Source organism: Pseudomonas lurida, from assembly GCF_013522705.1.
GTDB lineage: Bacteria > Pseudomonadota > Gammaproteobacteria > Pseudomonadales > Pseudomonadaceae > Aquipseudomonas > Aquipseudomonas quebecensis.
Map to the genome: position 1 here is coordinate 239,781 of NZ_JAAMRE010000001.1, position 15,198 is coordinate 254,978.

General features: G+C 62.3%; 13 protein-coding genes. 6 read left to right on the forward strand and 7 right to left on the reverse strand.

Annotated elements, in window-relative coordinates:
• Positions 1-24: 24 nt before the first annotated feature.
• From G7025_RS01045 to G7025_RS01060, 4 genes are all read left to right on the forward strand, one after another.
• The gene (locus G7025_RS01045) at positions 25-213 is read left to right on the forward strand and encodes a hypothetical protein (protein ID WP_181075955.1); all 189 of its coding nucleotides are present in this window, start codon (positions 25-27) and stop codon (positions 211-213) included.
• A 370-nt stretch (positions 214-583) separates the two neighbouring features.
• The gene (locus G7025_RS01050) at positions 584-2,509 is read left to right on the forward strand and encodes an IucA/IucC family protein (RefSeq protein ID WP_181075957.1); all 1,926 of its coding nucleotides are present in this window, start codon (positions 584-586) and stop codon (positions 2,507-2,509) included.
• Entirely contained in the window at positions 2,499-3,725 is a 1,227-nt protein-coding gene (locus tag G7025_RS01055) for an MFS transporter (RefSeq protein ID WP_181075959.1), read from the forward strand. The genes G7025_RS01050 and G7025_RS01055 overlap by 11 nt, the downstream gene beginning before the upstream one ends.
• Positions 3,722-5,842: a TonB-dependent receptor gene (locus tag G7025_RS01060; RefSeq protein WP_181075961.1), complete on the forward strand. Its 2,121-nt coding sequence runs from the start codon at positions 3,722-3,724 to the stop codon at positions 5,840-5,842. The genes G7025_RS01055 and G7025_RS01060 overlap by 4 nt, the downstream gene beginning before the upstream one ends.
• A gap of 87 nt (positions 5,843-5,929) precedes the next feature.
• On the opposite strand, the gene G7025_RS01065 is transcribed toward G7025_RS01060, so the two are convergent.
• The 7 genes from G7025_RS01065 to G7025_RS01095 all read right to left on the reverse strand — a co-directional run bounded on the left by G7025_RS01065 (position 5,930) and on the right by G7025_RS01095 (position 13,675).
• Complete coding sequence (locus tag G7025_RS01065) at positions 5,930-6,475, reverse strand: DUF2058 domain-containing protein (protein ID WP_034114768.1); 546 nt, start codon at positions 6,473-6,475, stop codon at positions 5,930-5,932.
• Between the two features lie 25 nt (positions 6,476-6,500).
• The gene (gene mazG / locus G7025_RS01070) at positions 6,501-7,334 is read right to left on the reverse strand and encodes a nucleoside triphosphate pyrophosphohydrolase (protein WP_181076174.1); all 834 of its coding nucleotides are present in this window, start codon (positions 7,332-7,334) and stop codon (positions 6,501-6,503) included.
• Between the two features lie 8 nt (positions 7,335-7,342).
• On the reverse strand, positions 7,343-9,589 hold the full coding sequence (gene relA / locus G7025_RS01075; protein WP_181075962.1) for a GTP diphosphokinase: 2,247 nt from the start codon (positions 9,587-9,589) through the stop codon (positions 7,343-7,345).
• 139 nt (positions 9,590-9,728) lie between these two features.
• A complete protein-coding gene (gene rlmD / locus G7025_RS01080) occupies positions 9,729-11,081 on the reverse strand; it encodes a 23S rRNA (uracil(1939)-C(5))-methyltransferase RlmD (RefSeq protein WP_181075964.1) in 1,353 nt (450 codons plus the stop codon).
• Positions 11,081-11,983 carry a cysteine synthase CysM gene (cysM, locus tag G7025_RS01085; RefSeq protein ID WP_181075966.1) on the reverse strand — a complete coding sequence of 301 codons (903 nt, stop codon included), beginning with the start codon at positions 11,981-11,983 and terminating at the stop codon, positions 11,081-11,083. The genes rlmD and cysM overlap by 1 nt, the downstream gene beginning before the upstream one ends.
• 185 nt (positions 11,984-12,168) lie before the next feature.
• Positions 12,169-12,774 (reverse strand): tRNA-uridine aminocarboxypropyltransferase, encoded by a 606-nt coding sequence (locus G7025_RS01090; RefSeq protein ID WP_181075968.1) that lies wholly within the window; start codon positions 12,772-12,774, stop codon positions 12,169-12,171.
• A 7-nt stretch (positions 12,775-12,781) separates the two neighbouring features.
• Positions 12,782-13,675 (reverse strand): LysR family transcriptional regulator, encoded by an 894-nt coding sequence (locus G7025_RS01095; protein ID WP_181075970.1) that lies wholly within the window; start codon positions 13,673-13,675, stop codon positions 12,782-12,784.
• A 148-nt stretch (positions 13,676-13,823) separates the two neighbouring features.
• Between G7025_RS01095 and speB the strand changes: the two genes are divergently transcribed.
• Positions 13,824-14,774 (forward strand): agmatinase, encoded by a 951-nt coding sequence (gene speB / locus G7025_RS01100; RefSeq protein ID WP_181075972.1) that lies wholly within the window; start codon positions 13,824-13,826, stop codon positions 14,772-14,774.
• Positions 14,774-15,196, forward strand: coding sequence for a YybH family protein (locus G7025_RS01105; RefSeq protein ID WP_181075974.1), 423 nt, complete (start codon positions 14,774-14,776; stop codon positions 15,194-15,196). The genes speB and G7025_RS01105 overlap by 1 nt, the downstream gene beginning before the upstream one ends.
• Positions 15,197-15,198: the final 2 nt, after the last annotated feature.

Here is a 15,198-nt window from a genome sequence, read left to right on the forward strand (position 1 = left end):
TCCACCAGAGATTGGAGCAAGCAGATGACTGTAAAAGTAACTGAACGCGACGATGCACATATGTCCCACGAAGCCTTGGGCCATGGGATTCACATCTGGGATGTACACCAACAAGACCTGCTGGTCGGCATGTTTCACAACGAGAGCGACGCTCAGAACTACAAGAACGAGCTCGAAACCCTTGAGATGAGACGCCAGGCACAAAACGTCTGAACCGCTGAAAGTGCGCAGGCGCTGCGTCCACGACACGGAGCACCTGCGAAACAAAACCCCGCCTTCGAGCGGGGTTTTGCGTGGTCAAGACGGTACTTTTTAATCACCGCATAAAACCAGACACGTCTTACAAAAATTGCATCTACGTACTACGGGCTGCGTTAAAAAACCTGAACAGGCCCATTCCAGAGCCTCCCAAGCCCGCCTCCCCGCCTCCAAAGCGACACAGTTGCCTTGAGACACCCCGCCCCAGCCAAGCGCGAATAAACGTGGGCGTCTATTCGAGTAACAAAAAATAGACATTTGATAATGGTTCTCGATACTATCGCGCCGCCTTCGACTCAGTACCCAGGATAAGGAATTCGACTTGATGTACGGAAACAGCATGACGCCTGAATCGTCCCTGCTCGCACGTTGGAGCGAAGCACTGGCCACCTCGCCCTTCCAGGCAAATCACATCACCCTCGAAGACCTTGCCGGCACCTTGCACCCCGCCGCTGAACGTAGCTTTCAACGGCTGCTCCAGGCACTGTTCCGCGAAGCGCTGCTGGCTCCCGACACCTGTACCTACGACGGTCATGGCCATTGCTGGCTGGTGTTGCCGGACCAGTCGCGCCTGTGCTTCGAGCATCTGCGTCCAGGCCGTATGGCCAGCTGGGATCTGCGCGGGCGCGTCGTGCATGTGCGCGAGGGTCAGCCGGCGCTCAAACTGCAATTCCCCTCGCAATTGCTGACGCTGCTCAACAGTACGCTTCAAACCCCTGCCGCGCCGGATGTACTGAATCGTCTGAACACTGAAATTGACGACAGCTTCGTGAACGACACGCTGTGCCTGGCCTTTCACGCGCATTGGACGCTGAAGCTTCAGGCCGCCATGCCACCTGCCCACGCGGGCAACCTGCTCAGCTATCTCAAGCAGGATCCACAGGTCGCCAACCCGACCTGCGTGTTGGAGCAATGGGGCACGCTGGGCCATCCCTGGCACCCCAACTACAAAACTAAACTGGGCTTGAGCACCGAGCAGGTGATCGCGTTCTCGCCGGAGTTCGAAGCGCGCTTCCCGGTGTTGCTGTGCGCCTTGCACCGTCAATACGCACACGTTGAAACGCTGGCCGGTTCTGCGGATTACTGGCCGTGGTGGCAACAGCATTTTCCCCAGGCCGCCCGGGAATTGGCCGACGTGCTGACCGCGCAAGGCCTTGCACCCGCCGACTATCTACCGCTGCCCGCTCACCCCTGGCAGGCTCGCCAGGAGTTGCCACAGCTGTTCGCCAATGAGATCAGCGACCGGCTGCTGGTGCTCACCGAGATTGTCGCGTTTACAGCCCACCCCACCATGTCTTTTCGCACCGTATTGCCGGACGGCCGCTGCGATGCACCGATGGTCAAGCTGCCAGTCTCGCTGCGCCTGACCAGCGTGCAGCGTACCGTTTCACCACGTTCGGCGCGTATGGGGCCGCGTATCAGCAAGCTATTGTTGAGCATTCTTTCCCGTGAGCCGGGTATCTCCAAGCGGCTCAACATCGTACCGGAGCGAATCGGCGTGCACTTCAAGCCGCAACCGGCCAATGACGAACATTCCCGCCACCTCGCCGTGCTGTACCGCGATAACCCGCTGAGCCAGCTGCAATCGGGGGAAATGGCTGTGCCGGTCGGCAGCCTGTTCGCCCTCGACCAGCACGGCGAACCGCTGCTGCGACACTGGGTACGCCTGAGCCAGGGCCGGGACGATGCCCAAGGCATGCGCGCGTTTTTCCGTGATTACGCCGCGATCACGGTGCCGGCGCTGTTGGGCATGTACCTGCGCTACGGCGTCGCATTCGAGGCCCATCAGCAGAATTCCTTTATGGTCATGAGCGACGACGGGCAACTGAGCCGCCTGTTGCTGCGCGACTTCGGCGATATCCGTATCGACCGCAAGACCTTGCATGGCCAGGGTCTGGACATTGAGCTGCACGACCCGAAAATGACCTTGTACGACGACGCCAGCTTCGTACGCGACAAGTTGCTGCACACGGTTTTCATGTGTCATTTGGGCGAGCTGGTCCTGCTCAGCGCGCGTCATTTCGAAATGCCCGAGGCGCAGCTGTGGGATGAACTGTCAGCCCAGGTCAGCCAGTGTTTCGACGCGCTGCGCGACCAGGTCGAGCCCCAACGCTGGCGGACCGAACGCGCAGCACTGCTGGAGCAGGCATGGCCGGCCAAGTCGTTTATGCGCATGCGCCTGTTGGAAAGCCACGCCGATATTGTCGGGCGGCTGCCCAACCCGCTGAGTGCCACCGCCAATGGGCTCTGACCGTACGGCGTTGCGGTTGCTGGTGATGATTCAGTTGGTGTCGATGGGCGCCATGGAAATGAGCGGGCCTTTCTGGCCGTTGCAAATCCAGAAACTGCTCGGCGTTGCCGACGCTCATTACACTGGGCTGCTGTCATCTCTGGTGTACGCCGGGCCGATGATGGCGGCGATGCTCCTGACACCGATGTGGGGCCGCCTGGGTGACCGCACCGGTCACAAGCCGATGATCCTGCGCGCGCTGCTGGCGCTGGCGGTGTGCCAGGCGCTGGCAGCGATCGCACAGGATCCTTGGTTGCTGGTGGCAATCAGGGTCGTGCAAGGCGCGTTGGCGGGCTTTATCGCAGCGGCCCAGGCCTACGCTCTGGCGTGCTGCGGCGACGGCGGACGCGGGCACATCCTAGCGCGGCTGCAATCGGCGACCGCCGTGGGTTCGCTGGCAGGCCCGGTATTGGGCGGCTGGCTGATGGACGTCTCGGGGTTCGCCCTGCTGTGCTACAGCGCCACTGCGGTCTGCCTGCTCTGCGCAGCGCTCAGCCTGTGGCTGCCCAGCGATACACCGCGCGCACGACCGGCGCGCAACGCGACCCGCGCCGCGCTGCCCAAGGGCTGGCTCGGCGCGATGCTTGGCATCATCGTGTTGATCCAGGCGGCCAAAATGATGCCGCAGCCGTTCTATGCGCTGTACGTGGCCGATGTGCTGCACGCGCCGGCGTGGTTGATTGGCGCCAGCTATGCCGCCAGCGCGCTCACCCTGGCGCTTTCCGCGCCGCTGTGGGGTCGCCTGTTCGACCGGCACCCACCGGCGCATACGCTGCGCATCATCGAATGGGTCACGTGGGCCTGTGCCCTGACGCTGGCATTCACCGCCATGGCCAGCGAGTGGCTGGGGTTTCTCGCCAGCCGGCTGCTGTGGGGCGTATGGCAAGGCGCATTGCTGCCTGTCGCTTATACGTTGATCGCCAGCACCGTGCCCCCCAGCCAGCAAGGGTTTGCCCTTGGGCTGGGTAATAGCGCCGCCAAGGCCGGCGCGCTGTGTGGCGCGCTGATCGGCGGTATCGGCATGGGGATGGTGGGCCTGGCGCACAGCTTCTGGCTGGTCGCGCTCACCTATGCCGTGGCGGCCGTGGGCATCCGGGGGATCCGCGGGCTGGCGCGCGCGCCTGAGCCGTCCGATTTTTCTGTCAATACTTCTAATAACTCAAAGGCAAGGTCATGAATAAACCACACTTGGCACTTCTACTGCCCTTCCTCGGCTCACTCAGCAATGCTGCCTGGGCCGATACCGCGGAGCAAACCCAGGCAGCTCCCACTAACCTGCAGTTGCAGGCAACCGTGGTCTCGGCCACGCGCAATGAAACCAGCATCGCGGCGATCCCGGGCTCGGTGCAGGTCATCGACGAAGCGCAGATCCGTCAGCAAACGGGCGCCGGGCGCCGGGTCGCGGACATCCTCGGGCAGTTGGTGCCGGGCATCGCCCCTTCCAGCGGCGGAATGAGTAACTTCGGCCAGACACTGCGCGGGCGCAATACACTGATCCTGATCGACGGCGTGTCCCAGAACGCCACGCGCGACAACTTCCGCCAGCTCAACAGCGTGGCGCCGGAGAGCATCGAGCGTATCGAAGTAATTTCCGGCGCCAGCAGTGTCTACGGTGCGGGGGCCTCCGGCGGCATCATCAACATCATCACCAAGCGCAACAAAGGTGAGGACCTGGCGTTCAGCAGCAAAATCGGCATGACCTCCGGCAACAATTTCAACCGTAAAGGCTTTGCCTACGAGGCATTCCAGAGCGCCACCGGCCGCCAGGGCCCGGCGGACTGGTATTTGTCCGCCAATACCGTGCAACGCAACGACCAGTTCGACGGCAACGGCAAGCGCATCCCCCAGGACACGTCCCAGGGCAGCAACATGGACACCGACACCTACGACCTGCAAGGCCGTTTCGGCTACGAGTTGGATGACGATAAAAAGATCAGCCTGTCGCTGCAGGACTACAAGGACGAACAGGATACCCGCTACACCAAGAACCCACGCATCACCAGCACTGCTGTTGCGGTCAAAGGCCTGGACCTGGACGACCAGCCGTCCACCCACAACCAGGCCGTCAACCTCAACTACACCGACCGGGACTTCTACGGTCAGGGCCTGCAGGTGGAAAGTTACTGGCGCCGCGCCGACGCGCTGTTCTTCCCGGACCTGTCTCGGGGCCGCGCCGGGGTATCGGACAATAACAGCGTGCAGGACGTGTACGGCCTACGCGCCGCCATCGACACGCAAATGCCGGACATCGGCCGCGCCACCGGCAACCTGGTGTGGGGCGCGGATTACGATCACGAGACATCCCGCCAACGCGGTGACCAGTACCGGGTCAATGGCCTGACCTACACCAAGACCGGCACTACCTTCGAGTTGGGCCCGGACATCCAGACCACTACCAAAGCCATCTTCGGGCAGCTGTCCTACGACATTGATGACTGGACCCTACGCGGTGGTGTGCGCCGCGAATGGATCGAAAGCGATGTGGACGACAGCATCGCTTACGGCGAAATCGTGCAGACCGGCAATCGCGCGACACTGCCGGGGGGCACCCTCAAGTATGACGACACCCTCTACAACCTGGGCGCGGTGTACCACCTGAGTGAAAACCAGGATGTGTTCGTCAATTTCAGCCAGGGGTTTTCCCTGCCGGATATCCAGCGTTTTCTACGTGACGTGAGCAGTCGATACGATATCCAGAACCTCAACGCCCAGGCGCTGAAAGTCGACAGCTACGAGCTGGGCTGGCGTGGCAATTGGGACAAATGGCTGGCCAATGTCACCGTGTATGAAAACACCTCGGACGTCACACAGTTCTACGACGCCAACGACCGTGTGCTGCGCCTGGTCAGCCAGAAAGAGCGCGTGCGCGGTATCGAAACCAGCCTGACGTATAACGTTACCGATGAGTGGTCAGTCGGCGGAACCTACGCCTACGCCAAGGGCGAGACGCGCCAGAATGGCCAATGGATTGACCTTCCGGCCACGCGCATCGCGCCAGCCAAGACTACCGCCTTTATCGGCTATGACCGCGGCGACTACAGCCTGCGCCTGCAAGGTATGCGCCTGGCCGACTACGACGTCGCGTTCAAGGACAATAACGGTCGCGATATCAAGGGCTACACATTGGCCGATCTGCTGGGATCGGTGCGGTTGCCGGTGGGGCGCCTCGAAGGCGCGGTCTACAACCTGACTAATCGCAACTACCAGAACATGTTTGCCCAGGCGAATGCGCGCGCGCCCTATCCGAACGCAGAGGGGCGCACGTTCAGCTTGAGTTACGCCGTGGATTGGTGAGGGAAACTCCCCTTGTAAAAGCGCTTTAAGAAGAAAAACAAACCCCGCCATTGAGCGGGGTTTGTTGTTTGCAGCGGGACGCGCCGCTTACCACATCAGGTCGTCAGGGATCTGGTAAGCCGCGTATGGATCATCCTCGTCCGGCACCTGGCTCTCGGTGAGGATATTGAGCTGCACGATGCGCTCGGGTGCGCGTTCCTGAATCTTCAGCGCGGCTTCACGCGGGATCACTTCGTAACCGCCGCCGTGGTGCACGATCGCCAGGGAGCCGTTACTCAGTTTGTTGCGCATCAGCGTGTTGACCGACAGGCGCTTGACCTTCTTGTCATCCACGAAGTTGTAGTAATCCTCGGTGGTCAACTTGGGCAGGCGCGAGGTTTCGATCAGTTGCTTGACCTGGGCCGCGCGGGCCTTGGCTTCGGCTTTTTCCTGCTGCTGACGGTTCAGTTCCTGGTCGCGCTTGACCTTTTCCGCCTTGGCTTCAAGGGCCAGGCGCGCCTGGGTGTCGTCGGCTTCGGCCTGGCCTTTGTGGACCAGGCGTTGCTGCTTCTGTTTCTCTTTGCCGACCTGTTTGGCCTGCTTTTGGTTGACCAGACCTGCTTTAAGCAACTGGTCGCGAAGGGAAAGGCTCATGGTGCTTACTCACTTAGGCAACTGCTCAACCGCAGCTGGACACGTTCTTTTCCTGACGTTTGGCTTCGCCCCACAGGGCGTCCAACTCTTCGAGGGTGCAATCTTCCATGGGACGCCGGGTCTCGCGCAATGCCTGTTCGATAAATCGGAAACGTCGTTCGAACTTGGCGTTGGCGCCACGCAGCGCGGTTTCGGGGTCGACCTTGAGGTGACGGGCCAGGTTGACCGCCGCGAACAGCAGGTCGCCGACTTCATCGGCAATGGCCGCCGGGTCGTTATCGGCCATGGCTTCGAGGACTTCATCCAACTCTTCGCGCACGTTGTCGACCACCGGCAAGGCGGACGGCCAGTCGAACCCGACCTGGCTGGCGCGCTTCTGCAACTTGGCGGCACGGGACAGGGACGGCAAGGCGTTGGGCACGTCATCGAGCAGCGACAACTGCTGCGGTGCGTCGGACTTTTCCGCACGCTCCTCGGCCTTGATCTGCTCCCAACGCTCCTTGACCTGGTCTTCGCTGAGTCGCGGAACGTCCAGCGGCGCATACAGGTCGCCGCTCGGGAACACATGGGGATGACGCCGAATCAGCTTGCGCGTGATGCTGTCGACCACCCCGGCAAATTCAAAGCGCCCCTCTTCCCGCGCCAGCTGGCTGTAGTACACGACCTGGAACAGTAGATCGCCGAGCTCGCCTTGCAGGTGATCGAAGTCGCCACGCTCGATGGCATCGGCCACTTCGTAGGCTTCTTCGAGGGTATGCGGGACGATGCTCGCGTAGGTTTGTTTGATATCCCACGGGCACCCGTATTGCGGGTCCCGCAGGCGATTCATCAAGTGCAGCAGGTCTTCGAGGCTGTACATCGGGTTACTCATGATGGCGTGCGATTACGCCGCGTCTCGATGATGTTCGGCAACTGGGAAATCCGCCCCAGCAACCGCCCCAGCGCATCCAGCCCGGGAATCTCGATGGTCAGGGACATCAGCGCGGTGTTGTCCTCTTTATTCGAGCGGGTGTTGACCGCCAGCACGTTGATCCGCTCGTTGAGCAGCACCTGCGAGACGTCGCGCAGCAAGCCCGAACGGTCGTAGGCGCGGATCACGATGTCCACCGGATAAGTGAGCACCGGCACCGGCCCCCAACTGACCTGGATGATGCGTTCCGGCTCGCGCCCGCCCAACTGCAGCACCGAGGCGCAGTCCTGGCGGTGAATGCTCACGCCACGGCCCTGAGTGATATAGCCGACGATGGCATCGCCCGGCAGCGGTTGGCAGCAGCCGGCCATCTGCGTCATCAGGTTGCCCACGCCCTGGATCTGGATATCGCCGCGCTTGCCAGGCTTGTAGCCGGTGGCTTTGCGTGGGATCAGCTCCAGTTGTTCGTTGCCGCGTTCCGGCTCGACCAACTGCTGGGCCAGGTTGACCAGCTGCGCCAGGCGCAGGTCGCCGGCACCGAGGGCGGCGAACATGTCTTCGGCGATCTTCATGTTGGCCTTTTCGGCCAGCTTGTCGAAGTCCACCTGGGGCAGGCCCAGGCGCGCCAGTTCGCGTTCGAGCAGGGTCTTGCCGGCAGCGACGTTCTGGTCGCGGGCCTGCAGTTTGAACCAGTGGACAATCTTGGCCCGCGCCCGCGACGTGGTGATGTAGCCCAGGTTCGGGTTCAGCCAGTCGCGGCTCGGCGTACCGTGCTTGCTGGTGATGATCTCGACCTGTTCACCGGTCTGCAGGCTGTAGTTGAGCGGCACGATGCGCCCGTTGATCTTGGCGCCCCGGCAGTTGTGGCCGATTTCGGTGTGCACCCGGTAGGCGAAGTCCAGCGGCGTGGCGCCCTTGGGCAAGTCGATGGCATGGCCGTCCGGGGTGAAGATGTAGACCCGGTCCGGTTCGATATCCACCCGCAGCTGTTCGGCCAGGCCGCCGATGTCGCCGAGTTCTTCGTGCCATTCCAGCACTTGGCGCAGCCAGGAGATTTTCTCTTCGTACTGGTTGGAGCCGGCCTTGACGTCGGTGCCCTTGTAGCGCCAGTGCGCGCACACCCCCAGCTCTGCCTCTTCGTGCATGGCGTGGGTGCGGATCTGCACTTCCAGCACCTTGCCCTCGGGGCCGATCACCGCGGTGTGCAGCGACCGGTAGCCGTTTTCCTTGGGGTTGGCGATGTAGTCGTCAAACTCTTTGGGAATGTGCCGCCACAGCGTGTGGACGATGCCCAGCGCGGTGTAGCAGTCGCGCATTTCCGGCACCAGCACGCGCACCGCGCGCACGTCGTAGATCTGGCTGAAAGCCAGGCCCTTGCGCTGCATTTTGCGCCAGATGGAATAGATGTGCTTGGCGCGACCGCTGATGTCGGCATCGACGCCCGTGGCCTGCAGTTCGGCGCGCAGTTGGCTCATCACGTCACTGATAAAGCGCTCACGGTCCAGGCGCCGCTCATGCAGGAGCGTGGCGATCTGTTTGTATTGATCGGGTTCGAGGTAGCGGAAGGACAGGTCCTCCAGCTCCCATTTGATATGGCCGATACCCAGGCGGTGCGCCAGGGGCGCGTAGATATCGAAGACCTCGCGGGCGACGCGATTGCGCTTTTCGTCGTCGGCGGTCTTGACCGCACGGATCGCACAGGTGCGTTCGGCCAGTTTGATCAGGGCCACGCGCACGTCGTCGACCATCGCCACCAGCATCTTGCGCAGGTTCTCGACCTGGCCCTGGGTGCCCAGCACCATCGACTGGCGCGGACTGAGGCTGGCGCTGATGGCGGCCATGCGCAGCACGCCGTCGATCAGCTTGGCCACCACTGCGCCGAAGCGCTGGCTGACCGTGGGCAATGGAATATGCCCTTCACGCACGCCGCGATAGAGCACGGCGGCGATCAGCGAATCCTGGTCCAGCTTGAGATCGGCGAGGATCTCGGCGATCTCAAGGCCGGTGCGAAAACTTGAAGTGCCTTCGGCCCACAGATTCTTCGCCGCGTTGTCCTGTTGTTCAGACTCACGGGCGAACTCGCAGGCGGCCTTCAAGGCTTCACGGTCCAATGCCGGATCGACACTGACCGCATGATCCAGCCATGCCTCGAGATTGATACTGCCGTCAGTGTTGATCGGCTGGTGTGCTCTCACCTGTACCATCTTGCTTACCTTCCCTACGACGCACCTTCGATGCGTCAAAAATCATCGCCGACCGGCTTTATCGCTAAAGCTCATCCTGCAGATTCCCTGGCGGATCATGGCCCTGGAGAATGCAGGCCAGTCGGATTAAACGGGCATCCTAGCCCGCCTCAAATAACGCCATGGCCTCGACATGCGCTGTCTGCGGAAACATGTCGAGGATCCCGGCACGTTTTAGCCGGTAGCCTTGCTTGACCAACTCAACCGTATCCCGCGCCAGCGTCGCCGGGTTACAGGACACATACACCAGACGCTTGGCCCCCAGGGTGGCGAGCTTGCGCACGACCTCCTGGGCACCGTCGCGAGGTGGGTCCAAGAGTACCGCAGAAAAGCCCTGTTTGGCCCATTCCGCGTCAGTCAAAGGCTGGGACAAATCGGCCTGAAAAAACCGCGCATTATGCAAATTGTTACTGACGGCATTGAGCGCCGCCCGGTCCACCATGGTCTGCACGCCTTCTACCGCCACCACTTCGCGCACTTGGCGCGCCAGTGGCAAGGCAAAGTTGCCCAGACCGCAAAACAGATCCAGCACCCGCTCGTCGGGTTGCGGTGCCAGCCACTCCAGCGCCTGGGCCACCATCGCGTCATTGACCGCCGCATTGACCTGGACAAAATCCCCCGGCCGATACGCCAGGTCCAGACCCCACGCCTCCAGGCGAAAGCCCAGGGCCGTATCGGGGTCCACCGGTGCCGGTGGCCCCTCGCCGTGCAGCCATAATTGAGCGTCATGGAACGCGCAGAACTCTTTCAACACCAGCAGGTCCGCTTCGCACAGCGGTGCCATATGCCGCAGTAACACAGCAATGGACGACCCACTGAACAACTCCACATGCCCCAGGGCTTGAGGTTTGCTCAAGCGACGCAGCATGTTCGGCAAGCGCTGCATGATCGGCTGCAAAGCCTGTACCAGTACCGGGCATTCATCGATGGCGACAATGTCCTGGCTGGCCACGGCGCGAAAACCCACTTCAAGGGTCTTGGCCTTGGCATCCCAGCGCACGGCCACGCGGGCCCGGCGACGGTAGCCGAATTCGGCGCCGCTCAACGGCTCCGCCCATTCCTGGGGTTCGACGCCGGCCACGCGGGTCAGCTGCTCGGCGAGCATGCGCTGTTTCAGGGCCAGTTGTTCGTCATGGGCCAGGTGCTGCACGCTGCAGCCACCGCAACGGCCGAAGTGAGCGCAAGGGGCCGGACGACGCAGTTCACTGGCCGTGAATACCCGTTCGGTACGGGCCTCGACCACTTTGCCGTGGGCACCCAACACCCGCGCCTCAACCTCTTCACCGGCCAGCGCACCATTGACGAACCAGGTGCGGCCTTCGAAAAACACGATGCCGCGTCCGTCGTTGGCCAGGCGCTCGATGGTCAGGCGTTGTTTCTTGCCCACCGGAATCTGCGGCGCTCGGCTACCGCCCGTCGGTTGGAAGCGCAGGCCTCTTTCATGCTTGGCCATCAGTTGGGTTCGTCGAAAATGCCGGTCGACAGATAACGGTCGCCGCGGTCACAGATGATCGCGACGATCACCGCGTTTTCCAGTTCTTTCGACAGACGCAACATGCCGGCCACGGCACCGCCGGAGGACACGCCGCAGAAGATGCCTTCTTCACGCGCCAGGCGACGAGTGGTGTCTTCGGCTTCGCGCTGGGCCATGTCGATGATGCGATCAACCCGCGAGGCGTTGTAGATCTTCGGCAGATACGCTTCGGGCCAGCGGCGAATGCCGGGGATGGCCGCACCTTCCATCGGCTGCAGGCCGACGATCTGAATCGCCGGGTTCTGCTCCTTGAGGTAACGCGAGTTGCCCATGATGGTGCCGGTGGTGCCCATGGAACTGACGAAATGGGTGATGGTGCCTTGGGTCTGGCGCCAGATTTCCGGGCCGGTGCTGGCGTAGTGCGCCTCGGGGTTGTCCCCATTGGCGAACTGGTCGAGCACCAGGCCGCGGCCTTCGGCGGCCATGCGCTCGGCGAGGTCGCGAGCGCCTTCCATGCCGTCTTCCTGGGTGACCAGCACCAACTGGGCGCCATAGGCGGTCATCGCCGCCTTGCGCTCGGCGCTGCCGTTGTCAGGCATGATCAGGATCATCTTGTAACCCTTGATCGCGGCGGCCATGGCCAGGGCGATGCCGGTGTTACCCGAGGTGGCTTCAATCAGGGTATCGCCCGGCTTGATCTGCCCGCGCAGCTCGGCGCGGGTGATCATGGACAGCGCCGGGCGGTCTTTTACCGAGCCGGCCGGGTTGTTCCCTTCGAGCTTGAGCAACAGGGTATTGCTGGTTTCACCCGCCATGCGTTGCAAGCGGACCAGAGGTGTATTGCCGACGCAATCGGCGATTGTTGGGTACTGCAAGGTCATGGCGTATTCGCAATCCAGACTGCGGGGCGGACATCATACCGGGAAAGGCTGGCGGGCCATATCACGCAAAGTGTGGTGCTTATGGCTTATGGGAATAAGCGAGGGAAATGGGCAGCTGTGAGGGCCCTATCGGGGGCGAGCCCCCACCCACATGCGAGCGCATTTCATGCTGCATCGCCCCCCGCCTACTCCCAATGCCCGCCGCCATGATTTTTCTGGAAAACCTCCTCCCCCATCGCCGCAATCTGCCCATCGATCAACGCTTCAAAAGGTTTGAGCAGCGGCTCGAAAGAAGTGGGTGCCTCCAGCACCTGCAATGCCTGCGCAATTGCTTCAACCGTCGACAAGGCTCCCGGCCCGGGTGCCTTGCGCAGCCGATAGCGCGACACACCGCCCTCGGCCAGCGACACCCGTGACAACGCCGCCAACAATGGATTCAGGTGCAGCAATTTACGTGCTTTTCGCCAGGTGCCGTCGGGGACCACCAGCAACAGCGGCTGATCGACAGGCCCATAGGCTTGCAGCGGCTGGGCATCGTCAGCGGGAAACAATAATCGTGCCTGATAGCCGGGTGGATTCAGCAAGGTCTGCAGATCGTCGAATACCTCGCCCACCACCAGCTGCGCATTGTTCAGGCCCAACGCAGCCAGGCGTGCGGTATTGAGCGCATGGTTGACCTCGCTCGGGTGCTGCAAAACAAGCACACGTGTGCGGCTGTCGAGGCTGGGTATCAGTGCGCACAAGCAATGCGCAGCGGGCCTGAGGCAACGGGAACATTGGGGTCTGGGCATGGCGGTATCAGGCCTGATTGAGCTGGGCTTTAAGTAAATCGCGGAAAGTCTGGATCAGCGGTTCGCGGCTGCGGCCCCGGCGCATGATCATCGAAAACGGTGCCTGATAACCAAAGGTGGCCGGCAACAACACCCGTAGATCGCCTCTGTCGGCCCAGGCCTGGGCGTAGTGTTCAGGCAGGTAACCGATATAGGCGCCGGACAGCACCAGGATCAATTGCGCTTCCATACTTTCCACCGTGGCGGCGCTGTGCTTGAAGCCGTGGCGCGCCAGTTCCGCCTGGCTCCAGTAGCCGCGTCCGACCATGCGCTGCTGGGTAATCACCTGTTCCGGGATGCGCCGCTCGCTGAACAACGGATGCCGCGAGCTGCAATACAGCCAATGCTGTTCGCGGTACAGCGGCATATACATCAGCCCACTCATGCGGTTGGAGAAGGCGCCGATGGCCAGGTCGAGGCGGTTGTCCTGCACGCCCAGCTGCAGTTCGTAGGGGCTCATGACCGACAGGTGCAGGTGCACCGCCGGGTGCTCCTGGCTGTAGGCACCGATGACCTCGGCAAATGGCAGGGCCTTGTCGCTGACCGTGGAATCCAGCACACCGAGCTTGAGCGTCCCGCGCAGCTCACCCTTGAGCGCGGCGGCGTATTGCTCGAAGCCTTCCAGTTCGCCGAGCAGGCGCAAGGTTTCCTGGTGGAACAGCTCGCCCTTGCTGGTCAGGCTGAACCCGCCCCGCCCGCGATGGCACAGCACCAGGCCCAGCGCGCTTTCCAACTGGCTCATATAGGTGCTGATGGCCGAGGTGGACAGGTTGAGTTCGTGCTGGGCGTTGGCGAACCCCTGGTGCCGCACGACACTGACGAAGATGCGCAGGAGTTTCAGATCGGGCAAGGCGTTGGCCATGGTCGGCTCCGGGGGTCGAGAGCAGCAGTCTACCCGCCCCTTTAGTTTAGAAAAACCTGAACTAAGTATTTGCCTCAGCCGATTCTTCCCACTCCAGGCTTTTCGCAGAATCGGCCCCCAACAACCAAAACAACGATGAGGCACTCCCGTGGACAAGATTTTTCACCAACCACTGGGCGGCAACGAAATGCCGCGCTTTGCCGGCATCGCCACCATGATGCGCCTGCCCCACCTGCAAACGGCCCAGGGCCTGGACGCCGCGTTTATCGGCGTGCCCCTGGACATCGGCACTTCACTGCGCGCCGGCACCCGCTTCGGGCCACGCGAGATTCGCGCCGAATCGGTGATGATCCGCCCTTACAATATGGCCACCGGCGCCGCACCGTTCGACTCGCTGTCGGTGGCGGATATCGGCGACGTGGCGATCAACACCTTCAACCTGCTCGACGCGGTGCGCATCATTGAAGAGGCGTATCACCAGATCCTCGAACACGACGTGATCCCCCTGACCCTGGGCGGCGACCACACCATCACCCTGCCGATCCTGCGGGCGATCCACAAGAAATACGGCAAGGTCGGGCTGGTGCACATCGACGCCCACGCCGACGTCAACGACCATATGTTCGGCGAGAAAATCGCCCACGGCACCACGTTCCGCCGCGCCGTGGAAGAGGGCCTGCTCGATTGCGACCGCGTGGTGCAGATCGGCCTGCGTGCTCAGGGCTATACCGCCGAGGACTTCAACTGGAGCCGCAAACAGGGCTTTCGCGTGGTCCAGGCCGAAGAATGCTGGCACCACTCCCTTGCGCCGCTGATGGCCGAAGTGCGGGAAAAAGTCGGCGGTGGCCCGGTCTACCTCAGCTTCGATATCGACGGCATCGACCCGGCCTGGGCGCCCGGCACCGGCACGCCGGAAATCGGCGGCCTGACCACCATCCAGGCGATCGAAATCATCCGCGGCTGCCAGGGGCTTGACCTGGTGGGTTGCGACTTGGTGGAAGTGTCGCCGCCCTACGACACCACCGGCAACACCTCGCTGCTGGGTGCGAATCTGCTGTACGAAATGCTCTGTGTACTGCCCGGCGTGGCGCACCGCTGATGAGCACGCAGGAGGTGCTGCAAGCGGCCGCCGACCTGGTGGCAGCCTTCGCCCGCAATGACCGCGCCGCTTACTTCGGCGCGTTCACGGCCGATGCCAGCTTTGTGTTCCACACCCTCCCCCAGCCGCTGCTGAGTCGCGACGCCTACCAGTCGTTGTGGGACAGCTGGCGCAGGGACGATGGATTCGAGGTGCTGTCCTGCACGTCGAGTAACGCCCACGTCAGCCTGCACGGGGATGTGGCGATTTTCATGCATGACGTGGCCACCGCGTTGCGCATGCACGGGGAGCAATGCTTCAGCCAGGAACGCGAGACCATTGTGTTTATTCGACAAGGGTCTGGCACACAACAAGAACAAGGCCTGTGGCTGGCCTGTCACGAACATTTGTCCGCTATGCCGGAAGGGCTGCCGCCCCCTTAGCC